This is a genomic window from Pseudoalteromonas sp. BSi20311 (assembly GCF_000239875.1).
Lineage (GTDB): Bacteria > Pseudomonadota > Gammaproteobacteria > Enterobacterales > Alteromonadaceae > Pseudoalteromonas.
In genome coordinates this window covers 1-16,863 of record NZ_BADU01000085.1, presented here as the reverse complement: position 1 = coordinate 16,863, position 16,863 = coordinate 1, and the positions used below count along the sequence as shown (strand labels likewise).

At 39.8% G+C, this 16,863-nt stretch carries 11 protein-coding genes; 4 read left to right on the top strand and 7 right to left on the bottom strand.

Annotated features, from left to right (window positions below):
* The first annotated feature begins 134 nt into the window (after positions 1-134).
* Entirely contained in the window at positions 135-485 is a 351-nt protein-coding gene (locus P20311_RS10205) for a hypothetical protein (protein WP_008112427.1), read from the top strand.
* Here P20311_RS10205 and P20311_RS10200 read toward each other — a convergent pair.
* Genes P20311_RS10200 through P20311_RS10170 form a run of 7 tightly spaced genes read right to left on the bottom strand, consistent with a single transcriptional unit; the run spans position 479 to position 12,825 of the window.
* The gene (locus P20311_RS10200) at positions 479-1,225 is read right to left on the bottom strand and encodes a M48 family metallopeptidase (protein WP_008112425.1); all 747 of its coding nucleotides are present in this window, start codon (positions 1,223-1,225) and stop codon (positions 479-481) included. The genes P20311_RS10205 and P20311_RS10200 overlap by 7 nt on opposite strands.
* Positions 1,225-4,374, bottom strand: coding sequence for a type I restriction endonuclease subunit R (locus P20311_RS10195; protein ID WP_008112423.1), 3,150 nt, complete (start codon positions 4,372-4,374; stop codon positions 1,225-1,227). The genes P20311_RS10200 and P20311_RS10195 overlap by 1 nt, the downstream gene beginning before the upstream one ends.
* Positions 4,367-6,838, bottom strand: coding sequence for a DUF262 domain-containing protein (locus P20311_RS10190; RefSeq protein WP_008112421.1), 2,472 nt, complete (start codon positions 6,836-6,838; stop codon positions 4,367-4,369). The genes P20311_RS10195 and P20311_RS10190 overlap by 8 nt, the downstream gene beginning before the upstream one ends.
* Positions 6,831-8,672 carry a DUF262 domain-containing protein gene (locus tag P20311_RS10185; RefSeq protein WP_008112420.1) on the bottom strand — a complete coding sequence of 614 codons (1,842 nt, stop codon included), beginning with the start codon at positions 8,670-8,672 and terminating at the stop codon, positions 6,831-6,833. Before P20311_RS10185 ends, P20311_RS10190 begins: the two co-directional genes overlap by 8 nt.
* A gap of 12 nt (positions 8,673-8,684) precedes the next feature.
* The gene (locus tag P20311_RS10180) at positions 8,685-10,088 is read right to left on the bottom strand and encodes a restriction endonuclease subunit S (RefSeq protein WP_008112419.1); all 1,404 of its coding nucleotides are present in this window, start codon (positions 10,086-10,088) and stop codon (positions 8,685-8,687) included.
* Complete coding sequence (locus P20311_RS10175; RefSeq protein ID WP_008112418.1) at positions 10,085-12,553, bottom strand: type I restriction-modification system subunit M; 2,469 nt, start codon at positions 12,551-12,553, stop codon at positions 10,085-10,087. The genes P20311_RS10180 and P20311_RS10175 overlap by 4 nt, the downstream gene beginning before the upstream one ends.
* A gap of 32 nt (positions 12,554-12,585) precedes the next feature.
* Positions 12,586-12,825: a hypothetical protein gene (locus tag P20311_RS10170; RefSeq protein WP_008112417.1), complete on the bottom strand. Its 240-nt coding sequence runs from the start codon at positions 12,823-12,825 to the stop codon at positions 12,586-12,588.
* Positions 12,826-13,282: 457 nt separating this feature from the next.
* Here P20311_RS10170 and P20311_RS18535 point away from each other — a divergent pair, with 457 nt between their 5' ends.
* The 3 genes from P20311_RS18535 to P20311_RS10155 form a co-directional block, all read left to right on the top strand.
* Positions 13,283-14,104, top strand: a complete 822-nt coding sequence (locus P20311_RS18535) for a TnsA endonuclease N-terminal domain-containing protein (RefSeq protein WP_008112416.1) — start codon at positions 13,283-13,285, stop codon at positions 14,102-14,104.
* Positions 14,105-14,106: 2 nt separating this feature from the next.
* On the top strand, positions 14,107-16,353 hold the full coding sequence (locus P20311_RS10160) for a hypothetical protein (RefSeq protein WP_008112415.1): 2,247 nt from the start codon (positions 14,107-14,109) through the stop codon (positions 16,351-16,353).
* A gap of 50 nt (positions 16,354-16,403) precedes the next feature.
* Positions 16,404-16,863, top strand: a 460-nt coding sequence (locus tag P20311_RS10155; protein WP_036985058.1) for a hypothetical protein, incomplete at its 3' end; no start/stop codon positions are given.

Here is a 16,863-nt window from a genome sequence, read left to right as displayed (position 1 = left end):
AATATAAAAATAAGCATATAATTTTATGCTTATTAAATCCTTTTAAAACAGCGTGTTATACGTATCTGTAACTTGTGCGAACTTGGTTTTTCATCTAATAAATTTAATGTGTCATTAATTTTAAAGGTGGAATCATGAAAACTTTAAATACTCAAAAATCTTCTTACTCAAGCGTCAAACGCTTTTGTCTTGATTTGCTCAAATCACCACAACTTCAAGTTCGACTTTTACCTCAGTGTTTTGAGCTTGATAAAATTGGGTTACAAACGTTGAGCCATAAAGTAGAGCTTATGTTATCGGCAAATAACATTGATTGTATTCTTATTCCTTCTGGCGCTTTTAAACAGCAAGAATTACCTAAAATTATTTCTTTACTGTATAACATCAATATCAAGGTGAAGTTTCAAACTAAACCTAATGAAATGGAAGCGAAAATGCTTCCACTTACTTTATTGAGATCTATGATCGTTTTAGACAATCAATAACTCCAATCTTCATAAGCCAGAGGCAAGCTATTAAGTAAGTCTCTGCGTTCACGCCAGTTAGGCATATGCTTGTCCATGAGAGAGCGGAATCTATCGTTGTGGTGGCGCTCTAGTAAATGAAGTAATTCGTGAGCAAGTATGAACTCAATGCACTCTGGAGGTTTCTTAGCAAGTTCGAGGTTAAGCCATATACGCTTAGCTTGAATATTGCAGCTTCCCCATTTGGTTTTCATCTTTTTGATGTTGATAGAACCAGCGTTTACACCTAGTTTTTTTTCCCATTGAGGTAATAAATTCTCAAGTGAGCGTTGCATTTCATCTCGATAGAAACGGTTAAGTAGTTTGAGCTTATTGTCGCTTGACGTATTTCCAGCAACGGCCATTACTAAGCTACCATTTCCCTTTGCAGTAACACTGTATTTGGCTTTTGCCTCAACAAGTTTTAAGCGGTATTTCTTACCCCATAGGTAGTGGCATTCACCATTAACCATTTCCCGAATTGATTGTCGTTCTTGTCCTGCAAAGTCAGCTTGCTGTTTCTTAATCCACGCAAGCTTATTAACAATAGCCAGCCTGATCTTTTGTTCACTTGTATCGTTAGGGATAGACAAGCGTACTTTGCCGTTTGGCGGTAGTACGCTTAAGTGAATGTTTTTAATAGCTCTGCGATTTAGCTCTACATCAATATCGCCAATACGAACTACTTCAACGCTTTGAGCATTGCTTTTAGTATGGCGCACTAATGGTATTCCTTCTGAGCTTTAATTAGCTCCATCACATCAACAATATTGATGTTATAACCAGCCGCTTCTTCTCGCACTGCGTTGGCTATCTCACGTTCCTTGAACCTATCTCCAAGCCAATCAGCTTTCTTGGTATAACGAACAGCGGTATCAATTTTAGTAGTAAGTACTTCATCATTACCTAAGTTGTCATAAATTGCTTGTTTGGCTGGCGTATCAACAGACGTAGGGTAGTTTTGTGCGGTATTTTCACTTGGATTAACCACTTTATTGGCTAGAGCTTTGATCTGCTCAAGGTATTCCTGATAGCTAATGGCTTGTTCTCTTCGCTGCTTAATGATTTCATCGAGCAACGTTGCCATGCTGTCGAAGTATTTAGGGTTTACAGGGTTTTCATCAACGATAGTTTTTCTTACGTTATTCTCAATAGCTTCAGCCATTGCATCTTCATTATTACGCAAGCCTTCAGGTAAATCTTCTAAACTTTTACCGTTGTTGTTCACTACTAGATCAATCAAGCCTAACTCTTCAAAATCCATCAGTAACTCACTGTCATCAGCTCGAATATACATATCCAATAGATGACGCATCGCAGGCTCAAAACGTTTCATTTCGAGCAAATCACCGCTGGCGAGTTTGACTTCATCACGCACCTTTTCGAAGTACGCGACCTCTTTCTTAATATTTTCGGTTTCTTCAAAGGTGTAACCAGCTTGCTCCATTTCATTAGCAAGGTTGGTGTATGCGCGAATCAGTTTAGCCACTGATTGATATAGAGTTAAACGCAGTGCTTCTTTTTCAGTGCGCTCACTTTCATCTTTAGGTTCAACACCCGATTCACCACAAAAATAATGGATAAAGTCTTTAGTATTTCTAGGTGCTTTCACTGGTTCACATAACGCTCGTACTGCCTCCAGCGCATTGTCTAAATCTGCACGAGATTCTTGTAAGCGATCTTTTAAAAGCCCTTTAACATCGTCAGCATCGTAGCCATCAAACGCTTCGGCTGTGTAATCTTTAATGGCTTTATCAAGTGAACGAAATAAGTCTTTGTAGTCTATGATATAACCGTAGTCTTTATCTTCACCATCTAGTCTGTTTACCCGGCAGATCGCTTGGAATAAGTTGTGATCAGCCATCTTCTTATCGATATAGAGGTAGGTCGCAGAAGGGGCATCGAAACCTGTGAGCAGCTTATCTACAACGATAAGCAGGCGCATTTGCCCCGGCTCTTCAATAAATCGTTTCTTAACGGCCTTTTCAAACTCTTCAACACGTTTCGCGGCTTCTTCTTCGCTTTGCTCAAAGTACTCAGCTAACATCTTGCGATAGGTGTCATATTTAAATAGCTTTTCAGTTAAACCTTCACCAGATTCTTCGCCTTTTATAGCGCCTGCGACTGGCTGATAACTGGTTACTACTGCACATTTTCCTGCAAGATCGGTCTTACTAAACAAATCATAAACAACACATGCTTGATGGACGCTAGCGCACACAAGCATGGCGTTGCCTCTACAAGACATCAGTGCAGGTTTGATTTCCATATCCATTAAAATGTCGCTAACAATTTGTTCTAAGCGAGATTTGCTGGAGAGCACTTTTTGCATGGTGCCCCATTTTTGTTTGAGCTGCATTTTAGCAAGGTTAGAAAGTCCTTTAGTCTTAGCTTCAAACCACTGGTCTACTTTTTTTTCTGAGGTTAAATGCTGATCAATATCTCTTGCTTCATAACGCAGATCTAGCACCACACCGTCATTCACGGCTTCATCAAATTTATAAGTGTGAATATAAGGGCCGAAGACTTCCAAGGATTTCTTCTTGTCCTTTTTCATCAGAGGTGTACCTGTAAAGCCGATAAACATGGCTTCAGGTAAAATGGCTTTCATTGCTTCATGCAACTTGCCCGATTGAGTTCGATGACATTCATCGACAAAAACGAATAAATTACCTTTTGCAGCAAAGTCAGTTGGTAGGTTTTTGGTTAATGCTTCAAGGTAATCTTTTGTTGCCTCATCATCGTCTTCGTCAGTAACGGCTTCACCATTTCGCCCAAACTTATGAACGAGAGAGCAAAACAACCAAGGGTTAGGTTGATTAAGCGTGGCAACCAAATCCCGTCCGCTTTTTGTGCGATAGATCTCTTCATCAACACCAGAGAATACTTTTTCTATTTGTTCGTCTAATTCGGTTCGGTCAGTAACAATAAGCACCCGTGAATCCGTCACATTTTCACGTATCCACTTGGCAAGCCAAACCATAGTTAAGCTTTTGCCTGAACCTTGCGTGTGCCAAATGATGCCATCATCGTGCGTTGTAACGTGTTTCTGTGCCGCTTGGATGCCAAAGTATTGATTGTGTCGGCATGTTTTCTTTACCCCAGCGTCAAACACGATAAAGTCATGAATCAGTTGTAGGAAACGCCTTTTATCACACAGTTGCGCGATATGAGTATCGAGTAAGTTCTCTGTTTTTATATCGCTTGTTGGTAGCGGATTGGGGTTTTCTTTACCGCTACATTCCTTCCATTCAAGGTAATATTTTTCAGATGTTTCAATCGTGCCGTAGCGAACACCTTGGGAGTCATTACCTGCCATTACAAGCTGCATAGTGGTAAAGAAGTTACGAATAAACGCTTTCTTTTGATTGTCTAAGTTTTGGCGAATACCTTCGCTGACTGATACTGAAGAGCGTTTTAATTCAATCACACCAAGCGCGATACCATTAACGTAAATTACAATATCAGGGCGTTTTTTTAGCTCACCTTTTACGGTCACTTCTTCAGCAATGGCGAAGTCGTTAGCTTCTGGGTTTTTCCAATCTATTAGCCAAACTGTTTGGTTTTGTTCACCAGCGCCTTCTTTTTCTTTTACGCCATAACGGAGTAGGCGATAAACATCTTTGTTTGCATCGAATAACTTTTTTCCCTCACCAAGGGCTGCGGCAGTATCAAGTTGGCGTAATGTACGGGTAATTAGTGAGTCAGAAATTCCACGACCTTTAAGCCATTTAGTCAGCAAGTCTTTTTCTATATTGCTGTTACCTTCACGGTATTCCCAATTACCTAAGTAATCGTAATTAAGCTGTTCTTTAAAAAACTTAACCACTCGGTTTTGGGTTCTTCGTTCTAATTGACCGACATTACTCATCGTCTAAATCCTTTAAACTTGTACATAGTTTTTGAATCTTTAATTTTACATCTTCAATACTTTTTTGATTTTTATCACTGTAGTATTTGTAAAAGCCGAGGCTAGGCAATGCCATACCTCTCAATTCAAACCCTTCACTCTCTAGTAACCCTGTTAAAGCCTCTGGTGCATTTTCGATTTCACCACCGTTGACCCGAATATCGAAGCAACTACCTTTTTTATAGATATCTATTTGATATCGCTGTTCATTATGAACAAACCCGGTTAGTTTCAAATGCGCACTTTCTTCTCGCGATTTAACTTGTTCATACCATAACCGCGAAAAAGGCTCTAATGAGCTTTTATCTCTGCGTAAGTCAATTTCGAGTGCTTTGGTATATAACTCAGCATGAGTATGATTTCGCTGGGATTGTCCAAGTAATACAAACTCAGAGTTATTTTTCTCAATAAAGCCTTGCTGGCAATACGCTATTAACTCTTTATGTTGAATTAATGCTTTTCTCCAAGGCTCAATTTCTTCAGACTCAATAGTATTGGAACAAATAGCAGAAAGTGATGTTTGTATTTCGTCAGCATTAAATAACGGGTCATCAATAACTGCTTTAACGTATCTTTGTTTTTGCTCAATTGAAGCAGTGCCGAAACGTAATAATCGTTTCCAGCTATGATCACGAGGAATATTGTTTCTAGTATCACGAGAGGAGAGCATATTGTATTTGTCGCCTCGTTTATCGGTGAAGTATTCCCCTTTGCTTAAAACTGCTCTTTCCCACAAATAATCAATTGATGCTGAGCTGCTTTCAATTTGATCAAACACGCGTTGAATCGCATTAGAATATCGTATGAAGCTAGTTAAATACTCGTTATCTTCTTCAGCGTTCCAATTACAATGTTCATGCTCTCGGTAATAACTTAGGATATCAGTAAAATTTAAAATACAGCCAATCTGGCCTTTCAGAAATGAATGTTGTTCTGCACAGGTAATTGCTTCTCGCCATTCACTAGACCTTAACAGCAGATGAGCCTTGATCTTTTCTTCGACTATCTGAGCACCTGTAAAACCTGATATTTCAACATCATTAGCTAGTGTTTTTAATATAGGGCTATCGTGCTGGCAAAGGTTGTCTATTGCAAACAGTGCTTTATTAAACTCATCTGCGGTATTGATAATGGTGTTTTCGGTTAAATTAAAAATTACCCTTAACCATTCATTCAACTCTTCATTAGTTGGTGATTTTGCAACGTAGTTGTAAAACGCATAAAACCTGAGTTTATCATCGTAGCTAGCATCGTTTTTCAATACGTTCTTGAATGTTTTGTGTTCGTTGTAGTAGTAATCAGTGTCTAAGTAGCTGTTTATTTTGTTCTCGACCAATCCACCCCTATAGCTGAGGTCAAGGAAGCTAATTAGCCGGATAATGAATTCTTTATTTAAACAACCTAATTCTTCATATTGGGAAAGTGTAAGTGATTCTAATCTTCCGTTTCGACCAAAGAGTTCGCCACCATTCACATGAAGCTCGATAGACGAATCTTTATGATCAACGAGGTATTGATAGGCGATAACTAGTCGAATGAAGTTCATTAACTCATCATCAAAGGTATTGTCATCAGAACAAACATTTCTATAAGGCCAAAATAAATCAGCCCAGTCAGTATCTATCTTATGTATGAAGTAATCATAACCGCTAGCATTGTCTTGAAAAGGCAATGTGTACTCAGGCCAATCGCCCTCAAAAGACTTTATTTTTTGCTCTAACTTGGCTTTAAAGTTTTCAAATATTGTTAGCGGCTTACCACGAGCATTCATTTTGATATAAAGCTCATCTGATAAACCAAAAGAATGAAGATCTAAAAACTGAAAGGTGATGTAAGGTTCGCTTGTATTGATGATTCGCTCGTATAAATTGGCATCGTTTTGCGAAAACAATTCCTGAATCGCATCAAGCATATTCAAACAAGCTTGTACCGTTGGATCTTGTTGCCATGACAAATAAAACCATTGACTATTTTTAATCTGCTTACTTATTGTTGCATTCGATATTTCAATATCTTTGGAGATTAATGCATCAAAAAACTCGGTTGTGCTAGGTCGTGTTTTATAAGTAAAGCGAGATCGTTGTTCATCAGTGACAAACCGATCTCTGAATTCTGCAATATGTTCATGTTTTATTGCTAAGTACCAATGCAATAAAAATAAAGTCGTTAAGCGCTGCTGACCATCAAGAACAGAAAAAGCCTTGCTTTGTCCTTCTTCAAAATTTCCGTAAACGAAGTCTAAATCTAAAGGCTGTCGTGGCCCATCATTGCTATTTAGCGCTTGGAATAATGAATTTAAAAATAGTGTTCTAACTTCACCTTCTTCTTTTCGACCTTGTGCATAATCACGTTGTAATATTGGAATTTCTATCGCTTCAACAACATCAAATAGACCGTAAAATGTTAAGCTTTTTCCCTTATTCATGTCCTAACTCCTTTTGATGAACGCCCACTCCTTGAAAGAAATCGAGTAACATGTCTACCATAGCTCTTTGATGATCTTCGCTATCTTTCGCTTCCCAATACAGCATCTTATCTACATGTTTGCTGTAATACTTAAGAAATGCATTCTTAGTGCATAGCGGAACAAAGGTTGCCTTTTTATCTAATGCGATGATCCTCGCTCGTTTAATAGGAAATACCGCATTTTGATAGCTACGATTAGTCCTGCTATCCAGCAAGGTTAGATTGCCAATTGAGTTATCAATATCTTCATTACCATCAGGGTCGTAATGCGCTCGTACTTTGTCATACAAAGCTTCAAACTGATCATTATTGAAGTTGGTTGCTTGCAGTAACTTTGTTGCTTCAAGTTTTATAGATAGCTCTTCACTGTTTTCATCAACGTCAGACTCTTCAGCTTCTATGGACTCATCACTAGATATATAAGCAACAACATTTTCAAGCCATGCTTTTTGCTTGTCTTTACTATTTGGCATATCGGATGCCACTGAGCGGATATGTTCAATATCCCAACTGTCTAATTTATATTTATCAAATTGAAAACGCGCATTGGTGGCAGGGTTAGCAAGTAAGCTAGCTACGTTAAATAGTAATAGTATTGGCCTGAGCTTGTGTGCTCCAGATTCATAAGTAAATTCGTTTAGCCTCTCTTCTAGCCATTCTTGAGATAACGTATCTATTTCTCTACCGTTAAATGTCTTACTGAAGACTAGCTTTAGCAATGACTGTCGAAAATCATACTTTGTGAGTGCCTCTTGATGTAAATCGAAAATATGAGCGATAGAAATTTTCTGCGAGACTAAATAGCCAATCAAGTGAAATAAAGCGCGGTCGTTATACCACTCTTCCAATGTCATAAAACACTGTTTTATCTTTAGCCACTCACGAGTAATATCGACAGGTTTATCCTTTTCACCGTTATTCGAAAGCAGTCGGTTGAATGTCAAAAATATTTTCAATTTATCCGTGTTTAAAATTCCTTCACTATCTAACTCTCTGGATGCCAAATCCAACACAAATTCGATACGATTGGTGGTAATAGATTCATTGCTAATGAAAAACCAAAACGCATCATCTTGTAAGCGTTTTTCAATCGCATCCCACTCTTGAGAGATTTTTAACTGCTGTAGATCCTGAATAGGCTTTTTGCTTTTAGAGTCTTCTACATCTTGGGCGAAGTTACTCGACTTTAAAAATAACGCTTTAACTAACTCGGCATTAACCAGAGGGATTTTACCCATATTTAGTCGAGTAAATACCTCGGTAACATTTTCCGTTTCGCTTATCTGATACCAAATCACTTTAACATCATTAAGAAATACAGATTCAATATCATTTATCCGGTTAATTTTGTCTTTAAACCAATTTCGAATTTCGTTGTAGCTTTCGAAAATATAGTGGAAGTCTATATTTTTATCTTTTTGACTTTCATCAAGCGTAGCAATGTACTCTTTGCTCTCAGGGCGGGTCTCATATTCGATTGAATAAAGTTGTTTTCGGAAGTCTTCAGCAAATCGTGAATTGAAGTAACCCAAAATTATAAGAATGGTAGTTAGCCTTTGCTGACCATCTACCAACTCCCACTGGTCACCTCGTGCTTTTACTACAACGGGCTGCAAACAATAAAAATCTTGCTCTGATTTATTTTTGTTTAAACAAAACTCGTATACGTCATTCAGTAATTCAATAACCTGCCTTTTAGACCAACGATAGCCACGCTGATAGGCGGGAATAAAAAATGATAATTCCAGCAAGTCGTTAATTGGCTTTAATTCTAATTCATTACATTCAGACATCCGTGTTCCTTATTATTCTTTGTTAAATGGCAACCTTGTGCGGCCTGTGAGTAGCTGCTGCATCATGCCTTGCTTGATTTGACGGGTTTTCGTCAAGCGTTGCTCAAGGGTTTGAATTTCGTTATCCATATCCGAGAGGATGGTGGCGATAGCGGTTTGTTCTTCAATACATTTAGGAATTGGCAGTCGATATTGGCGAAGGCTACTTACAAGAACACTTGGCTGACTGGTTGTTGCAGTAAAGCGCTCTACTTCTTTAGTAGCTAATTCACTCATGAGGTAAAAACAGAGAAACTCAGAATTGAGCTTCGATTTCGATGGAGTGATTCGAGCAATATTCTGCTGAATATGATATTTTTTATCATCATGAATCACAGCAGCATTTCCAATTGAACCAACACAAGGATAAATCACATCACCTTTTGTCAGTCTAGAACGCTTGAGCTTCATAGATAAAGAGTTACTTATTCTAGTTAACTCTCTATTGATTATTTTATTTTGACCGATATTAAACCCGCGTAGTGCTATTATTTCACCTGTTGGTTCTTCTTTCCAAAAACTAGTATATTCAGCACCTGCAAGCCGAGAAATAACTGATATATCGTTTAAAAGTATTACATCCCAATCCTCAGGGATTTCGCCTAGTTCGCTGGGTTTTGTGCCTTTAGGCTGGCCTTGGCTCTTTCCTTCAACAGCGCCTTCGGTGTAAGTGGCGACCTCTGCACTTTCTTTAGAATAAAAGGCAAACTGAGGTAAACGGGTTTTGCCTGTCAGCAGTTGCTGCATGGTGGCGGTTTTAATCGCTTGTTTTTTCGCGATCAGCTTTTCCAATTCTGTTAATAGCGCATCCACATCGGATAAGGCATTGGCAATGGCGGTTTGTTCTTCAGTATTACTTGGATAAGCAACTTGAAGCTCTTTTAATGCATCTTGATTAATATTGGTATTTGCACTTACAGTACTCGCAGCAATTAATCTATTGCGAAATCCGCTGTCATAAAAACAATGCCTTTTAAAGTCCGTAGTTAAATCGTCATTACTTCTATATCGAATTAGAAAACCGGAATAAACTGAGTCCCTTAGGTCTTGGAGGGCAACACTGGTCAGCCCCACGCCTGTTGGCTTTACTGATGAACGAATAAATAATACATCCGACTTTTTGACGTTGTATTCTTTTCGTTCAATCTCAGTTGAATTAATTAAACCTAGATTTTCGTTACCTGAAATATGGGGCTTACCAAAAACATCCATAAGGTTGATGAATGGTAAGCCGTGGCCAAATGAATCAGCATCTTTGTTGATACCATTTTTAAACTTGCCGATGTTTCCAAGTTTGGACACCTTCCAATCAATAGGAATAATTCCAACATCTGTTTGTTTATATCCTTCAGGAACTACTTGCTCAATTACGCTCATAATGACCACTCCAAACCCATCGCTTTTAAATGGCCTGCGACTTTATCGCTAAGATCATCAGCCGATTTAGAAAGGGTTGGTAGTGGCGCGCTATAACGCTCTTCTAATTGCTTAACACGGTTTGCCATTTGTTGGGTAACACGTTCAATTTCAGCAACGATATTGGCATGTAGAGTGGCTAGCCATTTGTCATCGACAATCAGTGTTTTGATGTCATCAATCGTGAGTTTTGGATATTGGTTGAATACGGCTAAATCGAGCGCTTCTTGGGCTTCTTTGACTGCTTTTTTCGCAGCTGCTTCGGCATTAAACAATTTAGTTGCTTGTTTCAGTGCTTTCACTTCGTCAACATCGGTGGCAAGTTTTGCTCTGGCAGCAACGCTGGCTTTGGTGATTTTGTCTTTATCGTTGAGGGCGTCAATCAATAGACCATCCTCACCGCCATGTTCTTCTAGGTAGCTTTCCAGTGCTTGGGTGGCTTCGTCTTGTTTAGCTTGCAGGGCGTCAACTTGAGTTTGTTCGTCAGCAAAGTAACGGGCAACGATTAAGCTAGGTGGAATAAGCTCGGCTTTGTACTTTTTCTTGTTGATGACTAAATCAGGGGTTTCTTTGAGTTTTTCGCCCTTGGCAGCCACTAACTCACGAAGGGTGTTACCTGCTTGCCAATCATCCTGTACCAATACATACACATCGTCTTGCAGGGGATCGGCCCAGTAATCCATCAGGATTTGGTAAATATCGTACTTGCTTAATAAGTCGCTATTGGCATAGCTATTTAACAAGTTCTCTGAAATGTTAAAGATAAAGTTTTTCGGGTTATCGCCAACTTTGATTTCTCTAAGTTTCGCTTCTGGTATCCACTGTTTAAATGGCAATAAGCTACGAGCGGCAAAGTCTTTAAATTCTTGGTGAGCTAATATGCTGCTTTTTACTTGGCTGGCTTCAACCAGTGCATGGCTGTATCCGTCACGCAAATGAGTGAACAAGGTAGCGCGAATGCTTGGGAATACCTGCCAGTAATGCTCAAGGGCATCAATGTCACGATTTGGAATGCCACCTTGCAGGTGAGCGCTTAAATCGTGTAAATCTTCTGGCTCAGACGAGTCGATATAACGCGGGATATTAAGGTTGTAATCGTTAGCGGCAATTTCATCAATTGGCACTAAACGGCTATAACGCTCAAGCGCTAAGCCTTTATTAAACACATCGACAATTTTATGAATGTCTTGGCTGCGCAGGCGGTTTTTGTTGCCATCTTTGATAAAGCCTTTGCTGGCATCAATCATAAATATTGGGCGGCCTGATACGGTTGGTAGTGTTTCATCAACTTCATTGAAATTAGTGACAGCCTTTTGAGCGTGCTCTTTATCAATCACAATAATACAGGCAGGAATACCAGTGCCGTAAAACAGGTTAGCAGGTAAACCAATAATGCCTTTGATGTAACCTTGTTTGATGAGGTTTTCACGTATTGTGGCTTCGGCATTACCACGGAATAACACACCATGCGGTAAGATCACCGCGCCTTTACCTGTGCTTTTTAAGCTTTTGATAATGTGCAGTAAGAAGGTGTAGTCACCGTTTTTCTCTGGTGGAATGCCCCACGTAAAACGGTTATATAAATCGTTTTCTGGCGTTAAGCCGCTGGTCCAGTTTTTATTTGAAAATGGCGGGTTGGCAACCGAAAAATCAAATGTTTTTAATTGGTTAGTGGCATCTTTCCATTGTGGGTCGGCAAGTGTGTTGCCTTTCCATATTTTAGCCGTGGTGTTGTTATGTAAGATCATGTTCATACGGGCAAGTGCGCTAGTCGCGTTGTCCATCTCTTGTCCGTATAGGGTTAAACCACGCATCGCTTGGTCGCTGGCTTTTAACAACAATGAACCTGAGCCGCAAGTAGGGTCGTAGGCGGTGGCATCTTGAGGTGTGTCTTCTTTAATGCCGACCACTTTTGCCAAAATTTGAGATACCTCAGATGGTGTATAGAATTGGCCTTTAGATTTACCTGATTCTGTTGCGAAATGGCGCATTAGATATTCGTAAGCGTCACCTAATAGGTCATCACCGCCAGCTCGATTTGATGATAAGTCTAACCCTTGGAAAATACCGACTAGCTTGGTTAGACGGTCTACCATGTCTTTACCTTTACCGAGCTTGTCTTCATCGTTAAAATCGGCAACGTCTATTATGCCTTTAAGGTCATTTTCTTCAGCAAGGGCTGCAATGATTTTATTGATTTTATCGCCAATTTCCTTGTCGTTTTTGGCAGCTATCATGTCGTCATAGCTAGCACCTTCTGGCACGACAATCATGCCGTATGGGTCGCCTTTGTATTTATCGCTAACGTACTTCATGAATAGCATGGTTAGTACGTAGTCTTTATACTGGCTGGCATCCATACCGCCACGCAGTTCGTCACAGCTTGCCCATAATGATGAATACAGTTCTGTCTTTTTAATTGCCATGAGTGTTCCTTTAAATCCTTGTGCCTGAGCGGTTAGAGCAAGTCGGTGTTTAAGCCTGCTGCTTTTAAACGGTGAGTGAGATTACGCATTTTAGAAAATTCAGTGCCAAAACTGGGTTTTAAGCCAACGCCTTCGCAAAATTCTTTGGCAGTCATGCTTTTTAAACTATCAGCGTATTTGATCATTTGCAGATGCAACTCAGTGGTGTACTGGTTGCGTGGCGCATCATCTAATGCTTGTTTGATATGGTCGAAGATCGCTTGCTCGTTCATAAGGCTATTCTTCTTTTTGATAGTGATTTATCTAATTTATATAAATTAGATAAATAAGCAAGTAGAACCTACTAGAACCGTTTTAATGATTGATATTTCGCTCGTTGCCATTTATTTAATCAATATCAGATCTCGAAGCAATAACCATGACAAATATGCACATTGGTATAATCAAAAAATATCACAAAATATTTGATGTTTTTTCAATTGTTTATGAAGTCTAAATAATTAATAGAAAATTATAATATTTATTTTTATAAATATTAATTACTTAAAATTCAGTGCTTTATACAAATATGCAAGTTGTATTGATCAAAATTTAGATCTACGATCACGTTCGTATTTAAACGAATTTGAGTAGACAAAATGAAAAACATCAAACTTCCAACTCTAAGTTATTTCATTCGCCAAATTTATATTTCCCAAGTCAAAAGATTTTCATGGGTAAGGCGGGTGAATGCTTTTAAAATTTAATAAGGCCCTTAAAACGCTTGATAAATGGCATGATGCGTTAGATAAGAAGCAATACGAGCCTCTAATCAAAGTGTGGAGCGGTCCTAAGGGTACAAGAAGGCATTTGTACAAAGGCGCTAAGAGCAAACGCAACCACCATTTCTTAAGCGATGGTGAAAGACGCTTAGGCATCATAAGAGATTCCTTGCCGGAAACCGTTAATTACTTTGAGCAATATCCATTGTGGGACATAGAGCTATGTGTTCGTATCGCAATCGATATGGGTATCAAGTATCCGTGCGATGAAGAAGGCGAAGCCTATGTGCTCAGTACCGACTTCTATTGTCTAGAGACAGATTTAAACGACAAAAACCTCGCAACAAAAGAGGTCGCCAGAACATATAAAACGCTGGATTCGCTGGATAGAGAAATCAAGCACCCTGTATCTGTTACGCGAACTCTGCAAAAGCTCGAACTGGAAAGACGATACTATGAAGACAAACAGATACCGTTTGTTTTAGAAACTGACCACAACGTCAGCATTAACTGTGCATACAATTTAAAGTGGTCCAAGGGGTGCTTGAAATACATTCATGAGATTAAGCACAATCAACAGCCGTTTTTTATGGCGTTTGTTGAGATGGCAAGCCTGTACTTTGAAACACCGTTACAAGAGGTTATTCAGCGTGTCAGTCATCGATTGGGACTCAGTTACGACGATGGCTTCGGCCTATTCCAGTGGGGCCTATGGTCTCATCAATTACCGATTGATTTAGATATAAAAATTGATGTGTTTAAGCCTGTTCCTTTAAGGGAGGTCGCTTAATCATGTTCCGTAAACATACAGAAATTATCACGCCAACAGGCTCACTACACCTGCGTATAGTCCATGTAACCCGCGATAAGGTCGCTTATTACGATTTGAATAAATCGGTGGTTAAACGCAAACCAAGAGCGGATAAACCCTTACAAAAAAAACGCTCACGCCTTCAAAGCAAACCACTAACAATGGATGCACAAAAGTTAGCCGATATGTTGACGCATTACCAATATGAAATCCGTGGGATTGAGTATGACAACGGCCTTTACGTACCGCGTAATAAGTCTCCAAATGAGCAGCTAGAAATCAAACTAAAAAGGCGAGATAACGCTCGATTTAACTATGACTTGATAAAGCCCATTGTTGAGGATTCCGAAAAAAACTATGAATACCTGTATACCGACAGAGGTAGTGAACTTATCAAGGAAATCAGCGCTGAAAGTGGCGTAAATGCTGCGCAAATATCCAGATTACTTGCACAGTACTTTTACCGTGGTAGCTGTTTCAATGCGATGTACCCGGATTATCGAAAATGTGGCAGCAACTTTGTGCTACCGCTTGTCCCGACTGAGGGGATGTCTAAGCGCGGCAGAAAATCATCAGATACCTATTTTCGTGGGCGCACCAAGCTAGACGAAGACAATATTCTCAAGCACTTGGAAAGATTAGGTAAAAAGAAATTCATGCGAATGCCTCATACCAAACAGTATGAGGTGTATGACTTCTATTTTCAGTCAAAAAAAGAGAAGTACATCAATGAAGACGGAAAGGAAATTGTCGAGCGTAAACCGCTGGAAGAGAATGAGTGTATTAGCTATGACCAATACTATACCTTTGTTAGAGCGGCTGAAAAAGAAGGGCGACTGAAGTGGCAGCAAAAAGGTGATAAGCGGTATCTATCTGAATACCGCTCTAAGCTAAAACGTGCCCGTTCAGATGTGCCGGGGCCCGGATTTCGCTATGAGATAGATGCCACGATTGAAGATGTTTATCTTATCTACCCGTATAACAAAAAAGAGCGCTTATCATCTGGCAGACCGACTGTATATCGTGTGATGGATGTAGACTCAGGGATGACGGTAGGCTTTCACGTTGGGATTGGTGGCCCCAATTGGCGCGGAGTCATGCAGGCACTTTACAATGCTTTCACAGATAAAGTGGAATTTTGCAAACAGTTTGGTGTAGATATCACGCATAAAGATTGGCCCTGTAACCTGCTGTGTACGGAACTCGCCATTGATAATGGTGTGGAATATCCAAAGAAAAACATGATGCAGTTGCTTGATGAGCAGATCGGGGTTGATTGTATCAATTACCTGCAAATCTATGCGGGTTATACCAAAGGAACTGTGGAAGGTGAGTTTCAGCATACTAAAAACGACATCATCCAATTCATGCCGGGACTGGTTGAACGCATACCCGAAAAAGGCGATACGCACGCCTCGAACCTCGCAGTGTATGACTACGACAAGTTTGTTCATCTGCTGATCATAAACACCATTCTTAGAAACAACTTTGTGCCAAAACCGAGAGTATCTAGCAAGGCAATGGAAGTTGAAGGTGTGCGTGCAACCTCCAGAGCTAGGTGGAACTTTGGGCTGCGTCATTACATGAATAATGGACGAGGCATGACTATGAATAAAGAAGATGTCATGTTCAAGCTACTACCTCGGAGTCTGGCAGCAACTACCGCAAAAGGGATTAAGTACCGCAACGTTTACTACCACTGCGAACATGCGGCACGACAAGGCTGGCTTAATGCAAACCCAAAACGCCCAGTGAAGAAATTAGACATCCGTTACTTTGATGGCTCTACTGACAAGATTTGGTACAAGCATGATGGTGTTGTTTATGAAGCAACGCTCAATACCGAGCAGGACGATACGTTTGAAGGTGTTACTTGGTTTGATGTGTCACATAAACAATCTCAGAAGACATCGGATCTAGTTGAACAACAACGTGAACTTAGGCAAGCCCGCTTCATACAGAAGAACAATACGCAACGGATCACCAAAGAAGCGTTGGATGCGCTTAAAGGTTTAACAAGACCGAACGCCAAATCATCGCAATCTACGGTTAAAGCGTTGAAGGAAATTACCAAGGCGAATATGGATAGACAGACTGCCTCCATGATTAGCACGTTGATGGTAGGTGAGTCGAAATCCAAAGAAGAAACAGTATCGATGGAGACGTTGCAGTCTTCAATGATGCGCCAAATGCAGCAGATGTATCCCTCATCTGGGCAAAATCAATAGGAAAAATTAACCATGAAGGAGACAAGATTAATTAGAAATAAGGTAAAAACATGCAAATTTTAGAAACACAATCAGTGGCTGTAAAAGCGGAATATATTCCTCACAACATCACCGCCTATAACAACAACCCGCTAATTGAAGCGATTCGACCTGCAAAGAGTTTGGAAGCGTTCACTCAGGCGATTTTGGTCAATCATGACGTTGATGCAAGCGTTACTCAGATGAATGACTTTGATAGGGAGTTAATGATTGAATTAATTCCACTTACCTTTGTGCCATCACCTAAGACGTTTAAAATTTATCGGCACATCGTTAAAGCAATTATGGTGGGGTACTTACATAGAAGACCTTTCACTATCGATTACAACATCATGCAAAGTGAAGTTGGGAAAGGTAAAGACTATGAAATGCCAAACGCGATTAATTTATCAACGTGTATCTCGCATATCGGCATTAGTGGTGGGGGCAAAACCAAGACGATAGATAAGTGTTTGAGCTTACTGCCACAGG

What these genes read in the sequence shown, in the direction of transcription:
- P20311_RS18535 (WP_008112416.1), top strand. Translation starts at nt 13,283, where the DNA reads ATGCTTTTAAAATTTAATAAGGCCCTTAAAACGCTTGATAAATGGCAT.
- P20311_RS10185 (WP_008112420.1), bottom strand. Translation starts at nt 8,672, where the DNA reads ATGTCTGAATGTAATGAATTAGAATTAAAGCCAATTAACGACTTGCTG.
- P20311_RS10170 (WP_008112417.1), bottom strand. Translation starts at nt 12,825, where the DNA reads ATGAACGAGCAAGCGATCTTCGACCATATCAAACAAGCATTAGATGAT.
- P20311_RS10160 (WP_008112415.1), top strand. Translation starts at nt 14,107, where the DNA reads ATGTTCCGTAAACATACAGAAATTATCACGCCAACAGGCTCACTACAC.
- P20311_RS10205 (WP_008112427.1), top strand. Translation starts at nt 135, where the DNA reads ATGAAAACTTTAAATACTCAAAAATCTTCTTACTCAAGCGTCAAACGC.
- P20311_RS10190 (WP_008112421.1), bottom strand. Translation starts at nt 6,838, where the DNA reads ATGAATAAGGGAAAAAGCTTAACATTTTACGGTCTATTTGATGTTGTT.
- P20311_RS10175 (WP_008112418.1), bottom strand. Translation starts at nt 12,553, where the DNA reads ATGGCAATTAAAAAGACAGAACTGTATTCATCATTATGGGCAAGCTGT.
- P20311_RS10180 (WP_008112419.1), bottom strand. Translation starts at nt 10,088, where the DNA reads ATGAGCGTAATTGAGCAAGTAGTTCCTGAAGGATATAAACAAACAGAT.
- P20311_RS10195 (WP_008112423.1), bottom strand. Translation starts at nt 4,374, where the DNA reads ATGAGTAATGTCGGTCAATTAGAACGAAGAACCCAAAACCGAGTGGTT.